At 53.8% G+C, this 22,516-nt stretch carries 20 protein-coding genes; all 20 read right to left on the bottom strand.

Features of this window, described 5'->3' with window-relative positions; all coding sequences use genetic code 11:
• On the bottom strand, positions 1–495 hold a 495-nt coding region (locus VHE34_RS12125; protein ID WP_325588180.1), incomplete at its 3' end, for a helix-turn-helix domain-containing protein.
• Between the two features lie 518 nt (positions 496–1,013).
• Positions 1,014–1,589, bottom strand: a complete 576-nt coding sequence (locus VHE34_RS12120) for an AbiJ-NTD4 domain-containing protein (RefSeq protein ID WP_414709879.1) — start codon at positions 1,587–1,589, stop codon at positions 1,014–1,016.
• The gene (locus VHE34_RS31125; RefSeq protein ID WP_414709878.1) at positions 1,568–1,873 is read right to left on the bottom strand and encodes an AbiJ-NTD4 domain-containing protein; all 306 of its coding nucleotides are present in this window, start codon (positions 1,871–1,873) and stop codon (positions 1,568–1,570) included. Before VHE34_RS31125 ends, VHE34_RS12120 begins: the two co-directional genes overlap by 22 nt.
• Positions 1,874–2,577: 704 nt before the next feature.
• On the bottom strand, positions 2,578–3,987 hold the full coding sequence (gene mnmE, locus VHE34_RS12115; protein ID WP_325588178.1) for a tRNA uridine-5-carboxymethylaminomethyl(34) synthesis GTPase MnmE: 1,410 nt from the start codon (positions 3,985–3,987) through the stop codon (positions 2,578–2,580).
• A 211-nt stretch (positions 3,988–4,198) separates the two neighbouring features.
• Positions 4,199–6,007, bottom strand: coding sequence for a gliding motility-associated C-terminal domain-containing protein (locus VHE34_RS12110; RefSeq protein ID WP_325588176.1), 1,809 nt, complete (start codon positions 6,005–6,007; stop codon positions 4,199–4,201).
• 60 nt (positions 6,008–6,067) lie between these two features.
• Positions 6,068–6,994, bottom strand: coding sequence for a TonB family protein (locus VHE34_RS12105; RefSeq protein WP_325588174.1), 927 nt, complete (start codon positions 6,992–6,994; stop codon positions 6,068–6,070).
• A gap of 105 nt (positions 6,995–7,099) precedes the next feature.
• Positions 7,100–7,930 (bottom strand): TonB family protein, encoded by an 831-nt coding sequence (locus tag VHE34_RS12100; protein WP_325588172.1) that lies wholly within the window; start codon positions 7,928–7,930, stop codon positions 7,100–7,102.
• Between the two features lie 66 nt (positions 7,931–7,996).
• On the bottom strand, positions 7,997–8,536 hold the full coding sequence (locus VHE34_RS12095) for a biopolymer transporter ExbD (protein ID WP_325588170.1): 540 nt from the start codon (positions 8,534–8,536) through the stop codon (positions 7,997–7,999).
• A 171-nt stretch (positions 8,537–8,707) separates the two neighbouring features.
• Positions 8,708–9,397, bottom strand: a complete 690-nt coding sequence (locus tag VHE34_RS12090; RefSeq protein ID WP_325588168.1) for a biopolymer transporter ExbD — start codon at positions 9,395–9,397, stop codon at positions 8,708–8,710.
• A 151-nt stretch (positions 9,398–9,548) separates the two neighbouring features.
• Positions 9,549–10,412 (bottom strand): MotA/TolQ/ExbB proton channel family protein, encoded by an 864-nt coding sequence (locus tag VHE34_RS12085; RefSeq protein ID WP_325588166.1) that lies wholly within the window; start codon positions 10,410–10,412, stop codon positions 9,549–9,551.
• Between the two features lie 551 nt (positions 10,413–10,963).
• Positions 10,964–12,232 carry an ABC transporter permease gene (locus tag VHE34_RS12080; RefSeq protein WP_325588164.1) on the bottom strand — a complete coding sequence of 423 codons (1,269 nt, stop codon included), beginning with the start codon at positions 12,230–12,232 and terminating at the stop codon, positions 10,964–10,966.
• A gap of 179 nt (positions 12,233–12,411) precedes the next feature.
• Positions 12,412–13,806, bottom strand: a complete 1,395-nt coding sequence (locus VHE34_RS12075) for an NADH-quinone oxidoreductase subunit N (protein ID WP_325588162.1) — start codon at positions 13,804–13,806, stop codon at positions 12,412–12,414.
• Between the two features lie 126 nt (positions 13,807–13,932).
• Positions 13,933–15,399, bottom strand: coding sequence for an NADH-quinone oxidoreductase subunit M (locus VHE34_RS12070; RefSeq protein ID WP_325588160.1), 1,467 nt, complete (start codon positions 15,397–15,399; stop codon positions 13,933–13,935).
• A gap of 13 nt (positions 15,400–15,412) precedes the next feature.
• Positions 15,413–17,341 carry an NADH-quinone oxidoreductase subunit L gene (gene nuoL / locus VHE34_RS12065; protein ID WP_325588158.1) on the bottom strand — a complete coding sequence of 643 codons (1,929 nt, stop codon included), beginning with the start codon at positions 17,339–17,341 and terminating at the stop codon, positions 15,413–15,415.
• A 1-nt stretch (position 17,342) separates the two neighbouring features.
• Positions 17,343–17,678, bottom strand: a complete 336-nt coding sequence (gene nuoK, locus VHE34_RS12060; RefSeq protein WP_325588156.1) for an NADH-quinone oxidoreductase subunit NuoK — start codon at positions 17,676–17,678, stop codon at positions 17,343–17,345.
• Positions 17,679–17,706: 28 nt separating this feature from the next.
• The gene (locus VHE34_RS12055; RefSeq protein WP_325588154.1) at positions 17,707–18,252 is read right to left on the bottom strand and encodes an NADH-quinone oxidoreductase subunit J; all 546 of its coding nucleotides are present in this window, start codon (positions 18,250–18,252) and stop codon (positions 17,707–17,709) included.
• A 182-nt stretch (positions 18,253–18,434) separates the two neighbouring features.
• A complete protein-coding gene (gene nuoI / locus VHE34_RS12050) occupies positions 18,435–18,962 on the bottom strand; it encodes an NADH-quinone oxidoreductase subunit NuoI (protein ID WP_325588152.1) in 528 nt (175 codons plus the stop codon).
• A gap of 34 nt (positions 18,963–18,996) precedes the next feature.
• Positions 18,997–20,055: an NADH-quinone oxidoreductase subunit NuoH gene (gene nuoH / locus VHE34_RS12045; protein ID WP_325588150.1), complete on the bottom strand. Its 1,059-nt coding sequence runs from the start codon at positions 20,053–20,055 to the stop codon at positions 18,997–18,999.
• Between the two features lie 2 nt (positions 20,056–20,057).
• Complete coding sequence (locus VHE34_RS12040; protein WP_325588148.1) at positions 20,058–21,149, bottom strand: 2Fe-2S iron-sulfur cluster-binding protein; 1,092 nt, start codon at positions 21,147–21,149, stop codon at positions 20,058–20,060.
• Positions 21,150–21,161: 12 nt separating this feature from the next.
• Entirely contained in the window at positions 21,162–22,514 is a 1,353-nt protein-coding gene (nuoF, locus tag VHE34_RS12035; RefSeq protein ID WP_325588146.1) for an NADH-quinone oxidoreductase subunit NuoF, read from the bottom strand.
• Positions 22,515–22,516: the final 2 nt, after the last annotated feature.

Raw genomic sequence — 22,516 nt, 5'->3', positions numbered from 1 at the left:
GATAAAGACCTGGCATTCCACCACCTCTCCACTGGCAAGGTCCGTATAACGCAGCTTCTTGCCGGCAAAGTCGATCATGATCGTCTCTGCCGCCTTGTGTTCGAGATGCATAACGACCTCTTTATGCCGCAGCCACTGGCTAAAGTGATAGCAGTACTGACTGTAGCCATAGCCACCCGGGTGCAGATCCTTGTATTCCAGCCACAGCAACTGCTTGGTGGCTCCCGGTTTGGTGAGTTCGGTTTCTGCATAGTTAAAATGATCCAGCAGCGCCTGGTGGCGAGGGGATGCAGACGGCACTGTGTCTACATTGTAGACGGTTGCCGATAAGGAAGGTTCATTGCCGGTAGTAGGCGCCAGGTTCTCCTGCCCCGCCTGGTGGATGCGCCGAAGATATTTTTTGACGGTAGGCCGGCTGATACCGGTCAGCCGGACGATGGCCTTGATGGAGAAGCCATCCTGATGAAGACGTAAGATCTGTTTTACTGGTTCCATTGCTATTGCTTTTGCTGCCATATCCCTTAATTGAAGGGGCAAATGACAGGAAAAAGCAGCAACTATCTCGCTCTATGCAGACCCAAAGGGGGGTAACCATGCGCCGGAATGGCAGTCTTCCGGCAGCTACCGGGGAGGGGTAAGCATACGCCGGAATGACATCGCCCTGGCCAAAGAGGGGGGTAACCATGTGCCGGAATGACTCGATATCCAAATCGAAAATCGGCATCAACGGCTCACTGTTGCCCTATAACAAGGGGGAAAGCATGGCCCGGAACAGGGGGGAAAGGTTGCTCCGGAATGACGGGGTAACATTCATCCGGTACGTACACCCTTAACTGCAATAAACGAAATCATGCCCTCTCCTACCCGATGCATCCGTACAATTGCGTCAGGGCCCAAATTCATGAAGGGATGAGGACCATACTTCGCAATACTTGCCAAAAAATTTATTTCTTTCGAAAATTCCTTTGCATTCATTTGATCTATGTACAATTGTACCAACGCTGATTGCCCTTTTAATCTTTTCCTGCCTTTTCTGCTTTTGCGATTAAATAATTGATAAATGCGCTTGAAGCAACAAGCATGAATAAAGCATCTTCCTGCCCAAGATTGGGTTCGTCAGTCAGAGCATGCCTAATGCCATCACCGTCGCTTGTATACCCATATATTTTCACAAAGCCTTGCTCTAAGGCTGGGTGGATATTAATAACCCGCTTCAGTTCCTTCATAGCCATCGCTAAATCCGCTTTTTTATTATTGGCTATATCCTTACTTATCGATTCAATAGCAGAAATAGATTCCTTTATGGAGTTTCTATAGTCTGGGTTTTCTCGGTCTGACAATTTAATCAGTGCTTCATTTAAATGGATATTTGCCCCCTTGTATTTCTTATTATTTCCGATACTATTCAATGCCTTCTCAATTTCAAGGACTTCCACTTCGCTTGTTATTGGAGCCAACAATCTGTTTATTACTCTATAGCCCGAAAGTTCGCGTTCCAAAACAAGATTAATATCGATTATAAAAAATTCAGATTGGATTGGTTGGTTTCGAAGTTGAAATAAAAAATCTATAAAATCGTAGACCTCCAAATAGTCCCAAGCAAAAAGCGCCTCCGCATTTCATCTATAAGAGAGGACTTATTGAACGAAATTTGATCTATCGGCTCCTTGAAAAAATTAAACCAAATCGATTGAAATAGGTCTTTGAATCGGCTATAAGTTAAGGTTTGCGAATCCTCTTTGAGAAGAGGCTCGAAAATATAGAAGTTTAATACATTCCATAAACTGTTACGCAATTTGTCATCCATCGAACTTAGCTGAATCGCGGACCTTGGCTCTCTTTTTCCAATTCTTTCAGAAAATCGACTACTCATCGCTTTATATTATGCTTATTTCGAAGTTACAAACAAATATGCGAGGATAAAGATGCTGCGCCGAGTACTTATGCAACTGTGTGGAAAAAGGGGCGTAAAAGGTGCATCACGTTCACTCGCGTGCTCCTATGGTCACTAATTCCAAAACTAACAACCCAATTCGCACCATAAAAACCATCACTAAAGTCAAATAAAACACAAAAAAGAGAAAGTATCAACAGTGAAAACACCTGATTTTCAGCCTACATCTGAACTTGCCGAATATTACCCTACCTTAGCCTTCGATGCTCCTATTCACCGTTGAACAGGTATTTTTAATTACCGGGCGCGGAGTCGTCTTGTTACCCGGACTAGGTGAGAAGCCGGTCCGCGTTGGTACTCCCGTCCGCCTTGTCCGCCCAAACCAATCTACTCTGGACACAAAGATCTGTGGAATTGGATTCAACGAATTTCGCGATATTCTCCTAGGGCCAGAAGTTCGTAAAGAGGACGTACCTATAGGAACTGAAGTCTGGTTGATTGAAACACAATAACTCCAGCAACACGTTCACTCACGTTGACCTATGGTCATTAAATTTACAATTAGTGACCCTATCCGCACCACGAAAAGCAATACTAAAGTCAAAGAAAAGCATAATATCAACAAACAGAAGGAATGTAACTATCTGATTTGCCGTGTAAAACCCGCATCCCGCGCAGCTTATCTACTTCCCAATACAAAACTTCGAAAAAATATAATCGAGTCTATCCTCCGTCGTAATCTCCCCCGTGATCTCTCCCAACCAATGCAAACAATGCCGGATGTCCAAGGCCAACAGATCCCCCGGCAGCATCTCATCCAACCCCCTCCGAATCGTCGCCAACGAATCCGCCACCTGCTGCAACGCATGGTAATGCCTCGCATTCGTCACAATCGTCCCCTCACCGGCGGCGGCCCCCTGCAACACCAGGTCCACCAGCCGCTGTTTCAACACATCCACATGCCGCGACTCCCGCGCCGAGATCAACAACTCCGAAGGAAACCTCCCGCGTACAAGCTCATCATCCGCAGTATCGCCGGAAGCAACACCCACCCCCACCAACGCATCCACCTTATTCCCCACCAACAAAAACTTCTTCCCCTTCGCCGTCAGTTCATCGCGCACAACAGCCACCGCAGCCGCATCCTCGGACACCACATCAAAAAGATAAACCACGATATCCGCCTGCTCCATCTTCTCCAAACTTCTCCCTACGCCAATCTGCTCGATCACATCGGAAGTATGCTCCCGGATCCCCGCCGTGTCGATCAACCGAAACAGCACCCCATCGATATTCAACACCTCTTCAATAGTATCCCGAGTCGTCCCCGCGATCTCCGAAACAATAGCCCTATTCTCATTAAGCAAGGAATTCAGCAAGGTAGATTTCCCCGCATTCGGCTTCCCAACAATCGCCACCGACACCCCACTGCGGATCACATTCCCCAACCGGAACGAAGCCAGCAAGGAAGCCGTCATCTCCTCCGCCTCACCGATCAACCGGTAAAGCGCAGTCCGGTCCGCAAACTCCACATCTTCCTGGGAAAAATCCAGCTCAAGCTCTATCAACGCAGAAAAAGAGATCAGCCGCTCCCGAAGCTCCCGTAGCTCCCTCGAAAATCCGCCCCGCATAGTATGCAGAGCCGCCCGCGCACTCGCGGCGGTATTCGAAGCAATGACATCCGCCACCGCCTCCGCCTGGGCCAGATCAAGCCGGCCGTTCAAAAAAGCTCGTTGAGTAAATTCTCCCGCTTTGGCAAGCCGGGCGCCCCCATGAACCAGGGCCTTCACCACCCGCTCGAGAATATAGGGACTCCCATGACAGGAGATCTCGATCACATCCTCTCCTGTAAAACTCCTCGGACCACGAAACAGCATCAACACCACCTCGTCAAGGGTCTCGTCACCTTCCTTCAGTAGCCCCACATGCATCGTATGCGAAGCCTGCTCAGATAGATTCTTGGCTGGAAACAGGGTATCGACTATTGCAAAGGTTTTTCGGCCACTCACTCGGATCACACCGATCGCCCCCACCCCCGGCGGAGTAGCCACAGCGACGATCGTATCCTCCCAACCTGTTAACTTTCCAAGCATTCTGCAAAGATAACACCGTCTGCCCCCGGTTCAAAATTCCACCGCACAAGCCGAGGGCAAGCCTCCGCCGCCAACCCTACGCTCCGCAACCCACGACGCCGCAAACACCGCCCCCCAATCCCTTGGAAACCAAGCCGCCGCGCACCGCGCCGCAACTCTCGCAAAACCCGCGAACCCCACAAAACCCACTAAACCCCAAATGCCCCAAACCTCACCGCACCAACACCACCGTGCCCTTCTTCTCCACCAACTTCCCCGCAAAATCCACCCCCACCGCCATCCAGACATAGGTCCCCGCCGGCAACACCGTCCCTCCCCGGGTCCCATCCCACCCCACCGACAAATTGGACGTCGTAAACACCTGGCTCCCCAACCGATCATATACCGCAAACACCTTCAACTCCCGAATACTCGGCCCGATCACCCGTAACACATCATTATGCCCGTCGTGATTCGGCGAAAAAGCCGAAGGAACATATATGTCGGCGGTATTGAACACCTTCACCGTCACCGTGTCCACCCCCAAACACCCGAGCGCCGTAGTTCCCGTCACCACATAGCTCGTCGTCACCGAAGCCGCAACCACCACCACATCCGTGCCCGACGAAGGGATCAATCCCGCCGCCGGCGTCCAGTCATAACTGACAAACCCGCTATTGCTTATGTCCGTGGCATGCAAGGGCACCGGCTGCCCCGCGGCCACATTGGTATCCGCACCGGCATACACCTGCGGCGGCGGCGTCACCACCACCGTTGCCGAAGTATTGTTCAGGGAAGTGCATCCATTGCCGTCCGTCACCCGCAGCAGATAGATCGTCGTAGCCGTCGGCTTGATCACCGTGGGCGATGCAGCAGTACGGCTGCTCAGGAACGTCGTCGGACTCCATAGGTAGGTAAGCACCCCCGGTCCTGTCCCGCTGCCTTGAAGGGTGGTACTTTTCCCATAGCAGGTCGTATCCGATGGCCCGGCGTCAGCAATCGGCGCCGGATTCACATTCACCGTCTCCGTCCCGGTCTGCGTACAGACCCCCCAGGTTGCCACCAGCGTGTAGGTAGTGGTAGTGGTCGGATTGGCCACCGGCGTCAGAGTGGTCGTATTGTTCAGACCCGTCGCAGGAGTCCACGCAAAAGAAACACCGTTCGGGCTCTTGGGGCTCAGCGTCGTACTCTTCCCCTCGCAAATGGTCGCATCGGCTCCCATCGTCAGGGAAAGGGTATTGTTCACCGGCACGGTCACCGTCGCCGATGTCGAACAGGCATTCCCGTCCGTTACATACACCGTATGATCTCCCGACGCCAGCCCCGTAAACACATTCGACGACCCATACGATCCATTGTCCAGCTTGTAGCTAATGCCCGCCAGCCCTCCCGTCGTCTGCACATCGATGCTGCCGTCGTTGTTATTGCAACCCGCCGGAGAGGGTATCGGTGTGATCGACGCACCCGACAATCCACCGACGATTACCGACTGTGTCGCAATCGTGTTGTTCGCATCCTTGACAATCACATCGTACATGCCTCCGGGTATATTGGAAAAAGTGAAGGTGGGCAGACTGCTCGCTTGGTATGAAACGCCGTTATCGATGGAATATCGATAGGGAGGCACGCTCGGGGGCACCCCATCCGATACATTGATGGTCATCGAGCCGTTGGCCACTCCACAAGTCGCCGTGCTGGTGTTCGTAGTGAACGAAAAACAGTCGATAATCAGGGTATTCGTAACAATTAGAGTCCTGTCGAACACCGCCACCGAATGCGGTCCGCTGGCATAGGGGCCAGGGAAAGAACCACTTGCCTGAAAAGCGCTCCCATCCACCGAATACGTATAGTTCCCCGTCCCACCCACACCCGCCACCGTGATCTGTGACCCCCCCGGCGAACACGCGCTCGTCGCCACCGCATTCACCGCCAACGGCGCCTGCCCAATGCATTCACCTATCCCAACAAAGAGTGAAAGAAAAAGAATGAACGGGTGGAGATACCGGGTCCCGCGAAGGTTAATAAGAAAACGCTGCAACATGAATGGGCCTTGGTCCGCCTTAAAATTAAGACTAATCCCGCAGATAACAACGCCGCCTGACTACTCATTCATTTGAAAATTCACCGGCTGCCGCTTATAACTCTTCACATACTTCCCATTCTGATTCCCCGGTACCCACTTCCCACTCTTCTTGATCACCCGCACCGCCTCCTCTCTCAATCCCCCCGTCTCCGGCCCCGAGATCGCCTCCACATCACTCACATTCCCATCCCGGTCGACGACAAACTGCACGATCACCCGGCCCTGGATCTCATTATTTTGCGCATCCTCCGGATATCGCAAATTCTTATTTAAGAAGCGCGCCCACGCAGCCAACCCACCCGGGAATTGCGCCTCAAACTCCACCGGCACAAACACCGCGCCTTCATCCTCCTTCTTCGGCGCTTCCACAACACCCCGGCCACCATCCCCCACCGGGCCTGGTGGCGCCACCGTCCCATCGTCCTTCGCCCCATCCACATTCACCGTCCCGATCTTCACATCCTCCAGCTGCTCCTGCTCCGGCGGCCGCTCGTTCTCCGGCACCTCCTTGACAATCTTCGGCACCGTAAACACCCTCATCGCCACCTGCGGCACAACCGGCTTCGGCGGCGGCGGTGGCGGCAGCTCAGCCACAGGATCCTTCACCGCTGTCAGATTCACATCCTCCACATTGTTCGGCCGCACCTTCTCCCCCTGTGTCCGCCCCACAACCGAACACCCGACAAAAAATAAAAGCAACACACTCGACGTGATCCCGATCGCCTTCACCAGCCGGCGATTATAGCTCCTTCGCAACTCATACGCACCATACTCCTTATTGCGTCCATCGAATACAATATCGAGGACGTCCGCGTCCAGAATGAATTGGGGCGAAAAATAGAGAGAATTTAATTTTTCACCGCAATCCGCAATATGATTGTTCGCACCGGCGAACGAAGCGGACTCCGTCCGCTTGGTCATCGCATCCATAAGTAATAGTTTCATACAAGATGCGCAACACAACCAATTCCATAACGTACACCCACAACCGCAAACAAGCAAAGAGGCCCGCTCCATCCGGAGCGGGCCTCAAAAAATTATGATCCAATCTTACTGCGCTTCAAGCTTGAACACGATCGGCTGCTTCTTGTAAGACTTCACCTGGCGTCCATTCTGAACCGCAGGCGTCCACTTACCACTCTTCTTGATTACGCGTACCGCTTCCTCACGCAACCCCCCATTCTCGGGACCGCTGATCGCCTGTACATCGCTCACATTACCTTCCTTGTCCACGATGAACTGCACAACCACCGTACCCTGGATCTCATTGTTGACGGCATCGTCAGGGTAACGCAGGTTCTTGTTCATGTATCGCAGCCAGGCCGCAGGTCCACCGGGGAACTCGGACTCGATCTCCACCTTCGTAAAGGTCTTGTCGTAGTCTTCATCGTCCTTCTTGGGCGCTTCGACCACACCTTTACCGGCATCGCTGACAGGGGGAGCCGTGATCCCTTCGTCCTTGATACCTTCCTGGTTAACCGTACCGATCTTCGTGTCCTCCAGCTTCTCTTGCTCCGGTGGCTTTTCTTCTTCTTTTACTTCATTGTCTTTCACGATCTTAGGAGGCGTGAACTTGGCCATTTCCACCTTGGGGGGCTCCACCTTGGGCGGCGGAGGAGGCGGCGGCTCATTTTTCTTTTCTTGTGTAACGTCTTCGAGCTGCACATCCGTAACCACCGGCGCAGCTTTCTTCGTCCCGCCATTGATATTGGATACAAAATATCCAATGAACAACAACAGGATAACGGCCGCCGTCCCAATAATCGCCTTTACCAGGCGCTTATTGTAGGTCTTGCGCAGATCGTAAGCGCCGTACTCCTTGTTCTTCCCCTCGAAAATGATATCAAGGATATCGGCGTTTAGTATTTTGTTGATTTCCATTGTAAATGGGTGTTTTCTACCATTAAGATTCAACTCAGGCCCGATTCCATAAGGAACCCGCCCAATTTATTTTATGCCAGCCGCCTGCTCCGTAGCAGTCACGAACTTGTACTCATCCGGCGTGATATCCACAAGGGCGTAACGCTTCACGTCGTCGATCTTCATCTCATCCAGGATGTTCACCGTATTCTTATACGTAGCATCCTTCGTGGGCTTGATGATCACCATGAAATCCTTCGGATCGGTCCTCCGCTTCTTGTCCAGGATCACGTCCCGGATCGCATTCTTGCTGAAAGAAGAAACCTGGATCTTCGAAGGGTCCAGACCCTCGTAATAATACACCATATCGTTTTTGGAGGGCATCACCGTCAACGCCGCAGACTCTTTCAGCTTGTTCTGCTCGTCGGGCTTATCGACATCCTTCGGCAGGTTGAGCTTCATCGCCGTCGGCTGACTCATCGTCGTTGTGAAGATGAAGAACGTGATCAGCAGGAAACCCAGATCCACCATGGGCGTCAGATCCACCCGCGTGGACAGCTTCTTCCCTTTTTTCACGCCGGGGCCCTTCTTATGACCCCCGCCGCTACTAGTATCCATTTCTGCCATGACAATAGCTTTTTTTAAAGTTACAAATAAATCCTAATATCTCTGCCTTCAACACCCAGCGGGAACGGATCGTTTTCTCATGTGTAAGAGAACCAGGCCACACCCGGTTCATACTTCAATAATCTATTGAGCCTTAACACCTTATCATTCTCCATTACCAACCGGTAACACCTACTGCTCCGAACTCTTATTGCCCGAAACCTTCTGCAGCTTATCCAACTCCGATCCCGGAGGCGGCGCCACCGGATTCGTAACCAGCTGGAACTTCAACTGATCGTTCTTCTTGAAGGCGATGATCACCCCCTGAAAGGAAGGATACTTGGCCGCATCGTCCCCCTTCACCAGGAGCACCATATGACCGCTGTTAAAACCGCCATTCGCAGAGACCGTCACAGCCGCCCGTATCCAATCGATCAGCTCGTTATTGGTGCTATCCTGCGTCGGAATCCCCGGCTGCTTAAAAGCCTTCACCTGGTCCGGACCAAGGTCCAGATACGATTTCAACTGGCTGAAAGGAACCCCGATATAAGCGGTCGGATTGGCATAGAAATTCTTCTTCTCCGCATCCGTCAGGTTGATCCCCTTCGCAGTAGCCACAGTCTCAATGATGTCCTTCTTTTCACTCATATTCGCGTCACTGACACTGAAATACACCTTTCCTTCACGATCCATCGTGATCTGCACCACATTCTTGTCTGGCGCGATCTTCGAAGACACCGAGCTCGGCGTAACGACACTCAACGCCTCAGCCGGCTTGAACTTCGTCGCCAGAATGAAGAAGGACAGCAGCAGAAAGGCGACATCGCACATCGCGGTCATGTCGATATTCGTGCTCTTACGTGGTATTTTTGCTCTTCCCATTGTAAATTTTGTTTAAGTAATAGACCCAATTTTCACATTTTTCCACAAATCCAGGGCCGGTTTTAACATTTCACGTCCCTCGCTCTCCTCCGAACCGGCCGCTCCGCAGCCGGACCTCGCCAATGAACTTCATCGAAGCCCCCTGGCCCGTCTATTTGTACAGGGAAGCAAAGCTCTGAGTCAGCGTGAAACCGCTCTCATCGATGCCGTAAGTGATACCGTCGATCTTCGTGGTGAAGATATTGTACATGATGATGGAAACCGCCGAAGTACCGATACCAAGAGCCGTGTTGTAAAGGGCCTCGGAGATACCCTGGGACAGACGCTGTGCAGCTTCCCCACCACCTGCTTCACCAAGCGCGGCGAAAGAAGTGATCATCCCGATAACCGTTCCCAGCAGACCCATCAGGGTTGCGACCGAAGCGATCGTCGAAAGGAATACCAGGTTCTTTTCCAGCATCGGCAGTTCCAGCGCAGTAGCCTCTTCAACTTCTTTCTGAATGGCCAATACTTTCTGCTCGGTGTCCAGCTCGGTGCTGATCATTTCCTTGTATTTACGCAGACCGGCCTTCATGACATTACCGACCGAACCCTTCTGCTTGTCACACTCGGCGATAGCCGCATCGACATTCTTATTGGCCAGGTGATATTGAACTTTGCGGATGAACTCGGCGATATTGCCATTGCCCGTCGCCTTGCTGATCGTCAGGAAACGCTCGATCACGAAAGTGATAACCGTCAACAACGCGCCGATCAGGATCGGTACGATGATACCACCCTGGTACATACGGGATATACCGGATTTGGGGTTCTCATGATGGGGCCAGAAACCGCCGGAAAGATCGGGCTTGGTAAAATTGTCGGGGCTACCAAGGATGAACCTCCAGATACAGTAACCGGCGATAATACATACCAACGGTGCGACCCAGGAAATGGAGTTGCCCCTTTTTTTGGGTTGAACAGATGAGGAGCTCTTTGCTGCTGTTGTCGCGGCAGTCGGTTTTGTTTCAGCCATGATCGTTTGTTTTTAGTGTTTTTAAAAAAATTGAAGTATGTAATAGAAAATGATTGTACAATTCTAAGGAAAAAAGCTCTTCAATAGATGAAATTGGATAGATAAAATTTTATAGACCACACAAGATAAGGAATTTTCACTTGTACAAACTACGGTCGCAAGAACCTGATCGATAGCCCGTCGCGACAAAGCTCGCAAAAGCACGGGTCCCATTGGGAGAGGATTCAGCGCCCGGCATACCGCGGGCACGCAATCTAGGAAATTTTATCATGCAGAAATACACCAATCTACACTAATTTAATTCAAAGTTCATGTGGAAATTACCCCGGTCCGCGTCACCAGGTCCCGTAAAACATCTTCGTACAAGTTCGTTCACGCCCCCCCGCAGAAGCATATCCCTCAAGGAAAGTCGCCGTCACAAATCCCGCCGCAACAAGCCACATGTCACAAAGCCCGCCGCAGCAAACGCCCCGAATCAAAGCCCGCCGCAACAAAGCCCGCCGCAACAAAGCACCGCAACAAAGCCCGCCGAAGCAAAGCCACAAGGCCCCCTACTCGTACCGCAACGCCTCGATCGGATTCAACCGCCCCGCCTTAATAGAAGGATACAACCCAGCCAACAACCCCACCAGGCTGCACAACACGATCCCCCCGACAATCCACCCCCACGGCACAATAAAGCCCGTCGACATCAACACCGATACGACATTGCCCAACAATACCCCCAGTATCACCCCAAATGCCGCCCCAAGCAGACTGATCAGCAAGGATTCAAACAAGAATTGCTGCCGCACATTCCGCCTCCTCCCGCCGATCGCCTTCACCAGCCCGATCTCCTTCGTCCGCTCCCTCACCGCAACCAGCATGATATTCATCAACCCGATCGCCGCCCCACCCAACGTTATCGCCCCGATCAACAACGCCGCCCCCGTTATAAATCCGAGATTCGTCAGCAATATCTTCACAAACGTATCGCTCTTATCGATGTTGAAGTTGTCCCCCTCCGTCACCTCCAGCCGCCGGATCGGCCGGAACACCCCCTGCGCCTGGTCGATCGCCCCATCGATCAGCTTCACATCATGCACCTTCACCATGATGTTGAAGGACGCATTCGGATTGCTATTGAAGAAATGGCGGACGTTGGTATAAGAGGTGAGGATCACATTGTCCTGGTCCATCCCCAGCGTCGAACCCTTCGACCCCAGCACGCCGATTACCCTGAATGGAAGATTGTTGATGTTGATTATCTTCTCGACCGGCGTCTCGGGATTCTTCCCAAAGAACCGCTCGGCCAGCGTACTGCCGATGATCGCCACATTCCGCCCCGTCCGGATATCCAGCGCGCTCAGGTTCCTGCCCGCCGCCAGCGTGTATCCATTGAGTTCCAGGTAGTTCTCGTTGCCGCCAAGGACCCGCACATTCGGGTTCGTCTTCCGGTCCCCCACCGACACGACCGCGTCCTGCACTCCGTTAAAGGAAAGGGCCACCAGCGCCGGATACTGATAACGCGCCACGAACGTCTCCGCCTGGTATTTGCTGATGGGCACATTCGCGTTCGACTTCTTCTCCCGCAACCCCTTGCGCTCGCTCTTCACGCCGTCCCTGTTGAACTGGAACCATTTCCGGCTGTGGATCGTAAACCCATTGGCCCCCATCGCCGAAAAGCTCTCGGTAAATTTCTGCTTCATCGCGTCAATAGCCGTATTGATACCCACCAGCGCCATAATGCCAAAGGCAATGATCGCCACGGTCAACCCGGTTTTCAGCCGGTTGCCACGAATAGTCCGATAAGCCAGGGAAATAGTGTCAGAAAGCCTCATAGAGGCAAATTACGAAAAAGGGACCACGTAGCACAAATCTTGGGCGTCGCCCTGCGGGCCGGGCCCTGGCGGCTGGAAGCCGCCGGCCGAAGGCCAATCATTAGCTGCCGCTTCTAGTCCTCGGCCTGCGCAAGCTCCGGCCTCGGAGCTACCGCTCCGATCCCTGACGCAACCCCATCCTACCAGGTATAGATCATCTTCGTCAGCTGGCTCAGCAGCGACTGCGGACAAACCCCCAGGATCACCACGATAGCCGCCAGCACCACCAACAAGCCCTTGAATCCAGCCCCCGGCTCCGTCTCCGTCGTCCCATCCCCCTCTTTAAAATACATCGCCTGGATCACCCGGAAATAGTAGTAGACGCTTACCGCCGCGCAAAGCACGGAGAAAATGACCAGCCACAGGAAATGGCCCGTCGCAACGACGGAAGAAAGCATGTAATATTTGGCAAAGAACCCGCCGGTCAGGGGAATACCCGCCAGCGAGAGCAGGAAGATCGTACAGGTCGCCGCCAGCACCGGCTGCTGCCGCGCCAGGCCGTTAAAACCCTCGAACGTATAGTCCTTCATTCGGATAAGGATCGCAAAAATGCCGATCGTCGCAATGCTATACGCCGCCGCATAAAGGATAATGCCCTCCTTGGCCACCCCGTTCAGGGCCAGCAACGCCAGCAGCATGAACCCCGCCTGCGCGATAGAAGAATAGGCCAGCATCCGCTTCACACTCTGCTGGAACACCGCAGTCACATTCCCGATGAACAAGGTCGCCGCCGTAATAATGGCCACAAAGATCTGCCAGCGCTCCCGGCTCTCCCCAAAGGCCTCATCGAACAGGCGGACAAATCCCACAAAGATCGACACCTTCACGATCGTCGCCATAAAAGACGTAAAGACCGTAGGCGCCCCGTCATACACATCGGGCGTCCAGAAGTGAAAAGGAGCAGCGCTCACCTTGAACGCCATCGAGACCAGCAACAACAGCAAACCCGCCATAAACACCGGGCTCACTGCCTTGCCGCTCCAAAGATCGTCGATGAAGAAGGTCCCCGTCGGTGAAGCGCCATACAAGAACGCGATCCCCAGCAGCATCAGTCCGGTCGAAAAAGACCCCATCAGGAAATATTTCAAGGCTGCCTCATTGCTCTTCAGGTTCCGCTTGTCCGATCCCGTCAAAATATACAACGGGATGGAAATGATCTCGATCCCCAAAAACAGCATCAACAGCGTATTGAACGTCGTAATGATCGTTACCCCGCAAAGCACGAAGAAGATCAACGCAAAGTATTCCGCCAGGTTATCGCCCACCCGTTCCATGTCCCGGCCCGACAGCAGCACATATAGCAAAGTGCTGCCAAACGCAATGGAATTGCCCAAAATGCCGAACGTATCGAAATACAGCATCTTGTGCACATCGATGTTGAACAGGTGATGCCCCAGCAGATCAAGATAATTCACAACCAGCAAGATCGCCAATCCCACCACCGCCACATTGCGAATCGCCCTCTTACTCGCCGTAAAAATGCCGCTGAACATCATCACAATCCCCCAAACAGCCGAAAGTACAATCGCGTTCATAGTTATATTTTCATCTCGTATTAATCATGTTCCCAATTCAACTCGCTCATCCACTCATGTTTGTCCTTCGGACGACCTCCCTCCGGTCCGTCCGGCATTCATAATTCGTAATTCGTAAAGATCTTCTTATTTATACGCCATCTTCGTCAAAATGTACTCCGCCGCATCTTTCGTCATCTCCAGCACCGGCTTCGGAAACACCCCGATGAAAATGATCATCACCACGATCACGCTCAACACCATCTTCTCATTCAACGATATATCCACCGCTTTCTCCGTCAAAGCATTCGTCGGCCCATAGAATACCCGCTGGATCATATTCAAGGTGTAGATCGCCCCAAGGATGATCGTCACCGCCGCCACAACCGTAAACACAACACTGTACGCAGTCGCCGTCGACGTAAACACCCCCGTAAACAGCAGGAACTCCCCGACAAACCCATTCGTCAACGGCAGCGCCACATTCCCCAACGCAACGATCACCAGGAGTATCGCCAGTCCCGGCGCATTCTTAGCGAGGCCACCCAATTCGGAGATCTTCCTCGTCCCAAACTGCCGCTCGATCAGATCGACCACTATCCACATCCCGAGTATATTGATGCCGTGATTGAACAGCTGGATCATCACCCCCTGCATCCCCGTAGCGTCGGTCGCAAAAATAGCCAGCGCCATCAGGCCCACGTGCGCAATGGAAGAATAAGCCAGCAGTCGCTTCAGGTCATCCTGCTTTATCGCCACCAGCGACGCATAGATCATCCCGATGATACAGGCCGTGCTCACCGTATCGCCCCAGGCCCAGGTCCCGATCGGCAGCACCGGCGCCAGCCAGCGGATCACCCCGAAAAGCCCCATCTTCACCATGATCGCACTCAGCACCATCGTCACCGCCGTCGGCGACTGCTCATAGGTGTCGGGCTGCCAGGTGTGCAGCGGCCAGATCGGCATCTTGATCGCAAAGGCGACGAACAGCAGCCAGAATACCCAGGTCTGATCGGAGTTGGACATGTGATTGTGTACATCGTAGAACGAAGCCATCGAGAAGCTATGGTCCGGCGTGTGGAAGTACAGCCAGATGATCCCAACCAGCATCAACAGGCTGCCCAGGAAGGTATAGACGAAGAATTTGAAGGTCGCCGCGATCCGCCGCTCCCCGCCCCATTGCGAGCACAGGAAGTACACCGGGATCAACGCCAGCTCCCAGAAGAAATAGAACAACAACGCATCCTGCGCCAGGAATACCCCCAGCAGCCCCGCCTGCGACAACAGCATCAGCGCATAGAAGTTCCAGGCCCGTTTGTACTGATCCCGCCAGGTAGCGATAAAGATCAATGGAAAACTGATCGCCGTCAGCAGGCTGAGAATGAGACTAAGGCCATCCAGTCCCACCGCAAATCGGCTCCCCAGATCCGGCAGCCACGCCACATCGGCGTGCAAAATCGGACTGGTCTTGCCTGCGCCCGCCCCGATCAACGCCACCACCAACGTCACCAGCGAGGACAAAAGGGCCCAACCCCGGGCCGTCTTCTCGCTCTTCAGCAGGAAACCGATCAACCCGGTCACAAGGGGAATGAAAATCAGTAAAACAGGAATCATAAAGGTCTTTTATTTAGTGAGGGAGTGCAACCTTGCCCGCCGCAGAGCTTACCGCCGGACTCCCCGTAAACAATTCTACAAGAAATAAGATCAATATGCCCAACACCATCAACAGCACATATCCGCCCACCTGCCCGCTCTGCAGCAGCCGCAACTGCCGGCTCCCGTATTGCACAAGACGCCCGACGCCGTTCACGATCCCATCCACGATATTTTTATCAAAGAACACCAGGAACTGCGCCAGCAGATCCAACGGCCGAACGATAACCGCATGGTAAAACTCATCCACATACCACTTATTCGCCAGCACCTTCCCAAAGCCGGTAGGCTCACCCAGCTCCGGTTTCTTGCCATACCGCATGCCCGCCGCCAGCGACCCGATCACCGCCAGCACCACCGAAACAGCGACCAGCATCAGCTCAGTCCCCTTCTCCACCTCCAACCCATGGGCATTCTCACCCAACACGGGCGAAAGAAAAGCGCCCAGCCGATGGCCATTGGCCATCCACGAATCGGGTATTCCCACAAAACCGCCAATCACCGCCAGGATAGCCAGCACCCACAGCGGGATCGTTATAGCCCCCGGGCTCTCATGCAAATGGTGCTCCTGATCATGCGTTCCCCGGAACTGACCCAGGAATGTCGTAGCATACAACCGGAACATATAAAAGGCCGTCAGCAGCGCCGTAAACACCCCGATCACATAGTATACGGGGTTCTTGGCATAGGCTGCGGAAAGGATCTCATCCTTCGAGAAAAAGCCCGAAAACGGCGGTATCCCCGATATGGCCAGACACCCCAACAGGAACGTGATATGCGTCGCCGGCATCCATTTCTTCAGCCCGCCCATCTTCCGCATATCCTGCTCCCCGCCCATGGCGTGAATAACCGAGCCCGCGCCCAGGAACAACAACGCCTTGAAGAACGCATGCGTCATCACATGAAACACGGCCCCATCATACGCGCCCACCCCAAGACCCAGGAACATGTACCCCAGCTGGCTAACCGTAGAGTACGCCAATACTTTCTTAATATCGTTTTGTTTCAACGCAATGGAAGCAGCCAGCAAGGCCGTCGCCAGCCCGATCACCGCCACCACCGTTTGTGTCACCGGCGCAAGGTCGAATAATACGTGGCTACGCGCGATCATATAAATACCCGCCGTCACCATCGTCGCCGCATGGATCAGCGCCGAAACGGGGGTAGGACCCGCCATGGCGTCCGGTAACCAGGTATACAACGGGATCTGCGCCGATTTCCCGGTCGCCCCAACGAACAACAACAACGTAATGGCCGTCATCACCCCCACGGGCACCGTCGAAGCCTTCCCGAACACCTGGTCGAAAGACACCGACCCGAACTTCGAGATCATAAAGAAGATCGCGATCAGGAAACCGAGGTCCCCGATCCTGTTCATGATAAAGGCCTTCTTCGCCGCATTGCCGTAATCGATATTCCGGAACCAGTAGCCGATCAGCAGGTAGGAACAAAGCCCCACCCCTTCCCAGCCGATAAAGAGGATAATGAAGTTCGCGCCCAGCACCAGCAGCAGCATCGAGAAGACAAACAGGTTCAGGTAGGAGAAGTACCGGGCGAATTGCGGTGCGTTCTCTTCATGCATGTATGCCGTGGAGTACAAATGTATCAGGAAACCCACCCCGGTGATGATCAACAAGAACAGGGAAGACAATTGGTCCACCTGGAAAGCGAATGGGATCGAAAGCTTCCCCACCGAAATAAAGTCAAACAGCGTCACCACCGCCGGCTGAAAACCCTCGTGCCGCACTTCCCCGAATAGGAGCAGGCTCACCACAAATGCCCCCAACACCGTGCCGCTCCCGATGATCCCCGTCAGGGATTTCGACAATTGATTTCGAAACAGACCGTTGAGCAGGAATCCGGCAAGAGGCAACGCAGGGACCAGCCAAACTAATTGTGTCATATTAATGTTTCAACCGATTTAGGAAATTCACATCTACCGAATGCGTATTGCGGTACATCATCACAATTATCGCCAGCCCAACACTCACCTCCGCCGCTGCGACCACCATGATAAAAAACACAAAAAGCTGCCCGTCGATCCCCGCATTGGGGTTGGGCGCCCCCGCCGACAGCGCATGATAATGCATCTTCGAGAACGCCACCAGCAGAAGGTTCACCGCATTCAACATCAGCTCTATACACATGAAGATGATAATGGCGTTCCGCCGCGTCAAAACCCCGGCCACCCCGATACAAAACAACGCCACCGCAAGAAAGATATAGTAGTTAATTGGCATAGTCAATGATTCAAATCCAGCCTCCCGCTTATCCCCCATACTTCTGATCCCCAATCGCCCCCGTCCGCTCCTCGGGCGTCTTCCGCCCGATCACCACAACCCCCACCATCGCACTCAAAAACAAGACGCTCGAGATCTCGAACGGCACCACATAGTCATGGAACAAAACCATCCCCAGGTTATTGATCAGTCCGATATCCCCACGTCCCATCTCCGCCACCTGCGTCTTCAGGTCCGCCTCCTTCAAAGCCGCCACCAGCACCAGCAACAAGGCCCCGCCCGTGACAACCCCCGCAATCTTCAACCACCGGTTCTTCTGCGGCTCGGTATCCGAATTCAGGTTCATCAGCATAAACACGAACAGGAACAACACCATGATGGCCCCCGCATATACGATCAGGTTCACAATGGCCAGGAACTGCGCATTCAGCAGGATATAATGGCCCGAGATCGCCACAAAAACCACGATCAGCCACAGCACACTATGGACGGGATTCTTGCTCGTCACCACCAAAATGGCCCCAAGAATGGCCAATATGCTTAAGAACCAAAACAATATCTGAGTAGTACCCATTTGCAGCTATTATAATTAGGACTTTTCAATCATTTCCCCCAACCGCTCAAAAAACACCCCCAACGCACCCCTATCCTCAGTTTCTGCCCCACCAGGTCGCTGTCTTCTCCGGTCGCCTTCGGCGCCCCATCATATCCGCCAATGTCTGCTCCGCTGCGCTCCGCGACCTTCGCTCCGCTCGGTCAGCCTTTCGCCTTCGCAAACTCCTCCGGTTGCGTCACCGGGTTGGGAATAAGCAGCTCCTCCTTCCCATAAATAAAACCCTTCCGCGTATAGTTCGAAGGCGCAAAGGTCTCCGACAGATAAATCGCATCCTTCGGACAAGCCTCCTCACAAAGCCCGCAGAAAATGCAGCGCAGCATATTGATCTCATATTTCGCCGCATACTTCTCTTCCCTATACAGGTTCTCTTCACCGGGCAGCCGCTCGGCCGCCTCCATCGTAATAGCCTCGGCAGGACAAGCCACCGCACAAAGCCCACAGGCCGTGCAACGCTCGCGCCCCTGCTCGTCCCGGTTCAACACATGCAGCCCCCGGAACACGGGACTGAACGGCCGCTGCTTCTCCGGATAGTTCACCGTCGGCTTCTTTTTGAACATATGCCCGAAGGTGATCGACATACCCTTCGCTATCGCCGGGATATACATCCGCTCCCACAGATTCATCGGCTTGCGGTCCACCGCCTTCGCCCGGCTCGTTAATGGTTGCATATTCGAATTTTAAATGATCGCAAAAATAGTTTATTTAGCCTTTCCACAAAATGAACGCTCCCGTCGCCAGCATATTCGCCAGCGCCAGCGGGATCAGCACTTTCCACCCCAGCCGCATCAGCTGGTCATACCGGAACCTCGGGATCGTCCACCGCACCCACATAAAGAAGAAGATAAAAATAAGGATCTTCACAAAAAGGCTCACCACCTGCAACACCGCCACCGGGTTCTGCCCCCAATGCCCAACCAATGCCGCGTCGTTCACAAACGGGATATCGTACCCACCCCAATACAACGTCGCCATCACCGCACTCGAAATAAACATATTCACATACTCGGCAAACAGGTAGAAGCCCAGCTTCATCGAAGAATATTCCTGGTGGTATCCGAAGTTCAACTCGTTCTCGGCCTCCGATAGATCAAACGGCGTCCGGTTACACTCCGCAAAAGCACAGATCAAAAAGATCAAAAAACCCAGCGGCTGCAGTAGCACGTAGTAGTGACCCACCTGCTGCTGCTCGACGATCGTCTTCAAACTCAACGACCCCGTGATCATCAGCAACGCAATGATCGAAAGCCCCATGGCCAACTCGTAGGAAATGATTTGCGAGGCGCCCCGGATCGCCGCCAACAGCGAAAACTTATTGTTCGAGGCCCAGCCGCCGATCATGATCCCGTACACCCCCATGCTCACCACCCCAAAAATATACAGGATGCCGATGTTCACATCCGCGATCTGCATCGAAATGTCCCGGCCCCACAAATGAAAATGACTGCTCCACGGCACCACCGCACTCGTCATCATCGCCGTCAGCATCGCCAGACCCGGCCCCAGCACAAACAAAAAGCGCGAGGACGTCAACGGGATAATTTCCTCCTTCATAAACAGCTTCAACCCATCGGCCAACGGCTGCAGGATACCCCCGGGACCCGCCCGGTTCGGCCCCCGCCGATCCTGCATAAAGGCCGCCACCTTCCGCTCCCCCCACGTCTCATACATCGCCACCAACAGCGACACGCTGATAATGATCAGGATCAGCACAGCCTTCTCTAACAACAATACCCAGTCAAAAGCCAGTAAAGTCAGATGCATAATTATTTCTTTTCAAAATCCGTCGAATGCGCAGGCCCCTCGATCTTCGAAAGATCGATCTCCGGCCGGTTCACCTCGCTCACCGAGTGAATATCCATCAACAGCTTCGGCTTCCGCCCATCCAGCACATCATACAGCACCTCCTGCGGCCGCTCGACGCCCACATAGTGTCCCTGCGAAATAACAGAATGCCGCGACACCTTGGTAGGTCCCTCGATCGTCCAGTCGGAGGTCTTCTTCCGTTCAAACCGGCACTCGTTGCAGATCCAGTCGACCACTTCACCCCACTGATCCTTCCGCGCCGTCACCCGGAACACCTCATCCCCGCGATACCACAAAGTCACATGCCCCTTGCAGTTCGGATGGCTGCACTCCCGGTGCGCGTCGACCGGCTTCAGGAACCATACCCGGTTTTTAAACCGGAATGTCTTATCCGTCAACGCCCCCACGGGGCAAACATCGATGATATTCCCGATAAAGTCGTTCTCGAGGGATTTATGGATATAGGTCGCGATCTCCGCATGATCCCCCCGGTCCAACACCCCATGCACCCGCTTGTTCGTCAGCTGATCGGCCGTAAACACACAGCGATAGCACAGGATACAACGTGTCATATGAAGTTGGATATAGGGGCCCAGATCGTGTTTTTCAAAGGTCCGCCGCGCAAACTCGTACCGCGTACCCGGCAGGCCGTTCTCATACGAAAGGTCCTGCAGGTGACACTCGCCCGCCTGGTCGCAAATGGGACAGTCCAGCGGGTGGTTGATCAGCAGCATTTCGACAACGCCATTCCGCGCATCGATCACCTTCTCGCTCGTGATATTCTTCACCACCATGCCATCCATGACATTCGTCCGGCAGGACGCCACCAGCTTCGGCATCGGCCGCGGATCGGCCGTGCTTCCCGCCGCAACCTCCACCAGGCAGGTCCGGCACTTCCCGCCACTGCCCTTCAGCTTCGTATAATAACACATCGCCGGTGGCGCCACATCCCCGCCAATCTGCCGGGCCGCCTGCAGAATGCTCGTCCCCGGCTCCACTTCCACCGTAATGTTGTCGATCGTTACCTTGAATAATTTCTTTTCGTCAGCCATAGCTATAATTTTCTATGCAGTCACCTCCAGAGGATCAGCATAATGTGCGAGACCAAAATTCCTAACCAAACATTCCTGGGGATTCTCCACATGCCACTCGAACTCATCCCGGAAATGCCGGATCGCCGCCGCCACCGGCCACGCCGCCGCATCCCCCAGGGGACAAATCGTATTGCCTTCGATCTTCCGCTGAATATCCCAAAGCAAGTCAATATCACTCTTCTTCCCCTTGCCCGTCTCAATATTCTTCAGGATCTTCTCCATCCAACCCGTCCCCTCCCGGCAAGGCGAACACTGCCCGCAGCTCTCATGCCGGTAAAACCGCGCCAACGTCAATGTATGCCTTACCACACACTGGTCTTCATCCAACACAATGAACCCGCCCGATCCCATCATCGATCCCTTCGGAAAACCACCATCGGAAAGGCTCTCGTAATTCATCATCCGCTTCTCCCCCTTCACCGTCTTCAACAGCAAATTGGCCGGTAGAATGGGCACGGAGGAACCGCCCGGGATACAAGCCTTCAGCCGTTTCCCATTCGCAATCCCCCCGCAATATTCATCCGAATAAATGAATTCTTCCACAGAGATCGTCATGTCGATTTCAAACACCCCCGGCTTGTTGATATTGCCACAAGCCGAGATCAGCTTCGTTCCTGTCGACTTCCCCACCCCGATCTTCGCATACTCCTCACCGCCAATATTGATTATAGGCACCACCGCCGCGAGCGTCTCCACATTATTCACCACCGTCGGGCAATCCCAAACCCCCTTCACCGCCGGGAACGGCGGCTTGATCCGCGGGTTACCCCGCTTGCCTTCCAGGGACTCGATCAGCGCCGTCTCCTCCCCACAGATATACGCCCCGGCGCCCCGGTGCACATAGATCTCGCAGTCGAACCCGGTGCCGAGAATATTCTTCCCCACAAAACCCGCCGCCCGCGCCTCTTCGATCGCGGCCTCGAGAATGTCGGGGATCCATGCATATTCGCCGCGGATATAGATATAGGTCGCCTTCGACCCAAGCGCATACGAAGAAACGACAAGACCCTCGATCAGCAGGTGCGGCAGGAACTCCATCAGATACCGGTCCTTGAAGGTCCCAGGCTCCGATTCATCGGCGTTACAAACAAGGTATCGCGGCACTCCTTCCGGTTTCGCCAGAAAGCTCCACTTCATCCCCGTCGGAAAACCCGCACCCCCGCGACCCCGCAAACCACTCTTCTTCACCTCTTCCGTCACCTGGTCAGGCGTCATGTTCCGCAGCGCCTTCTCCACACTCGCATATCCACCCTCACGGCGATACACCTCGAACCCGCGGATGCCCGGAACATTGGCCTTCTCTAACAAAAGTTTTCTACCCATAA

The sequence above is a fragment of the Puia sp. genome (assembly GCF_035546395.1).
Lineage (GTDB): Bacteria > Bacteroidota > Bacteroidia > Chitinophagales > Chitinophagaceae > Puia.
This window is presented reverse-complemented; position numbering and strand designations above follow the sequence as displayed.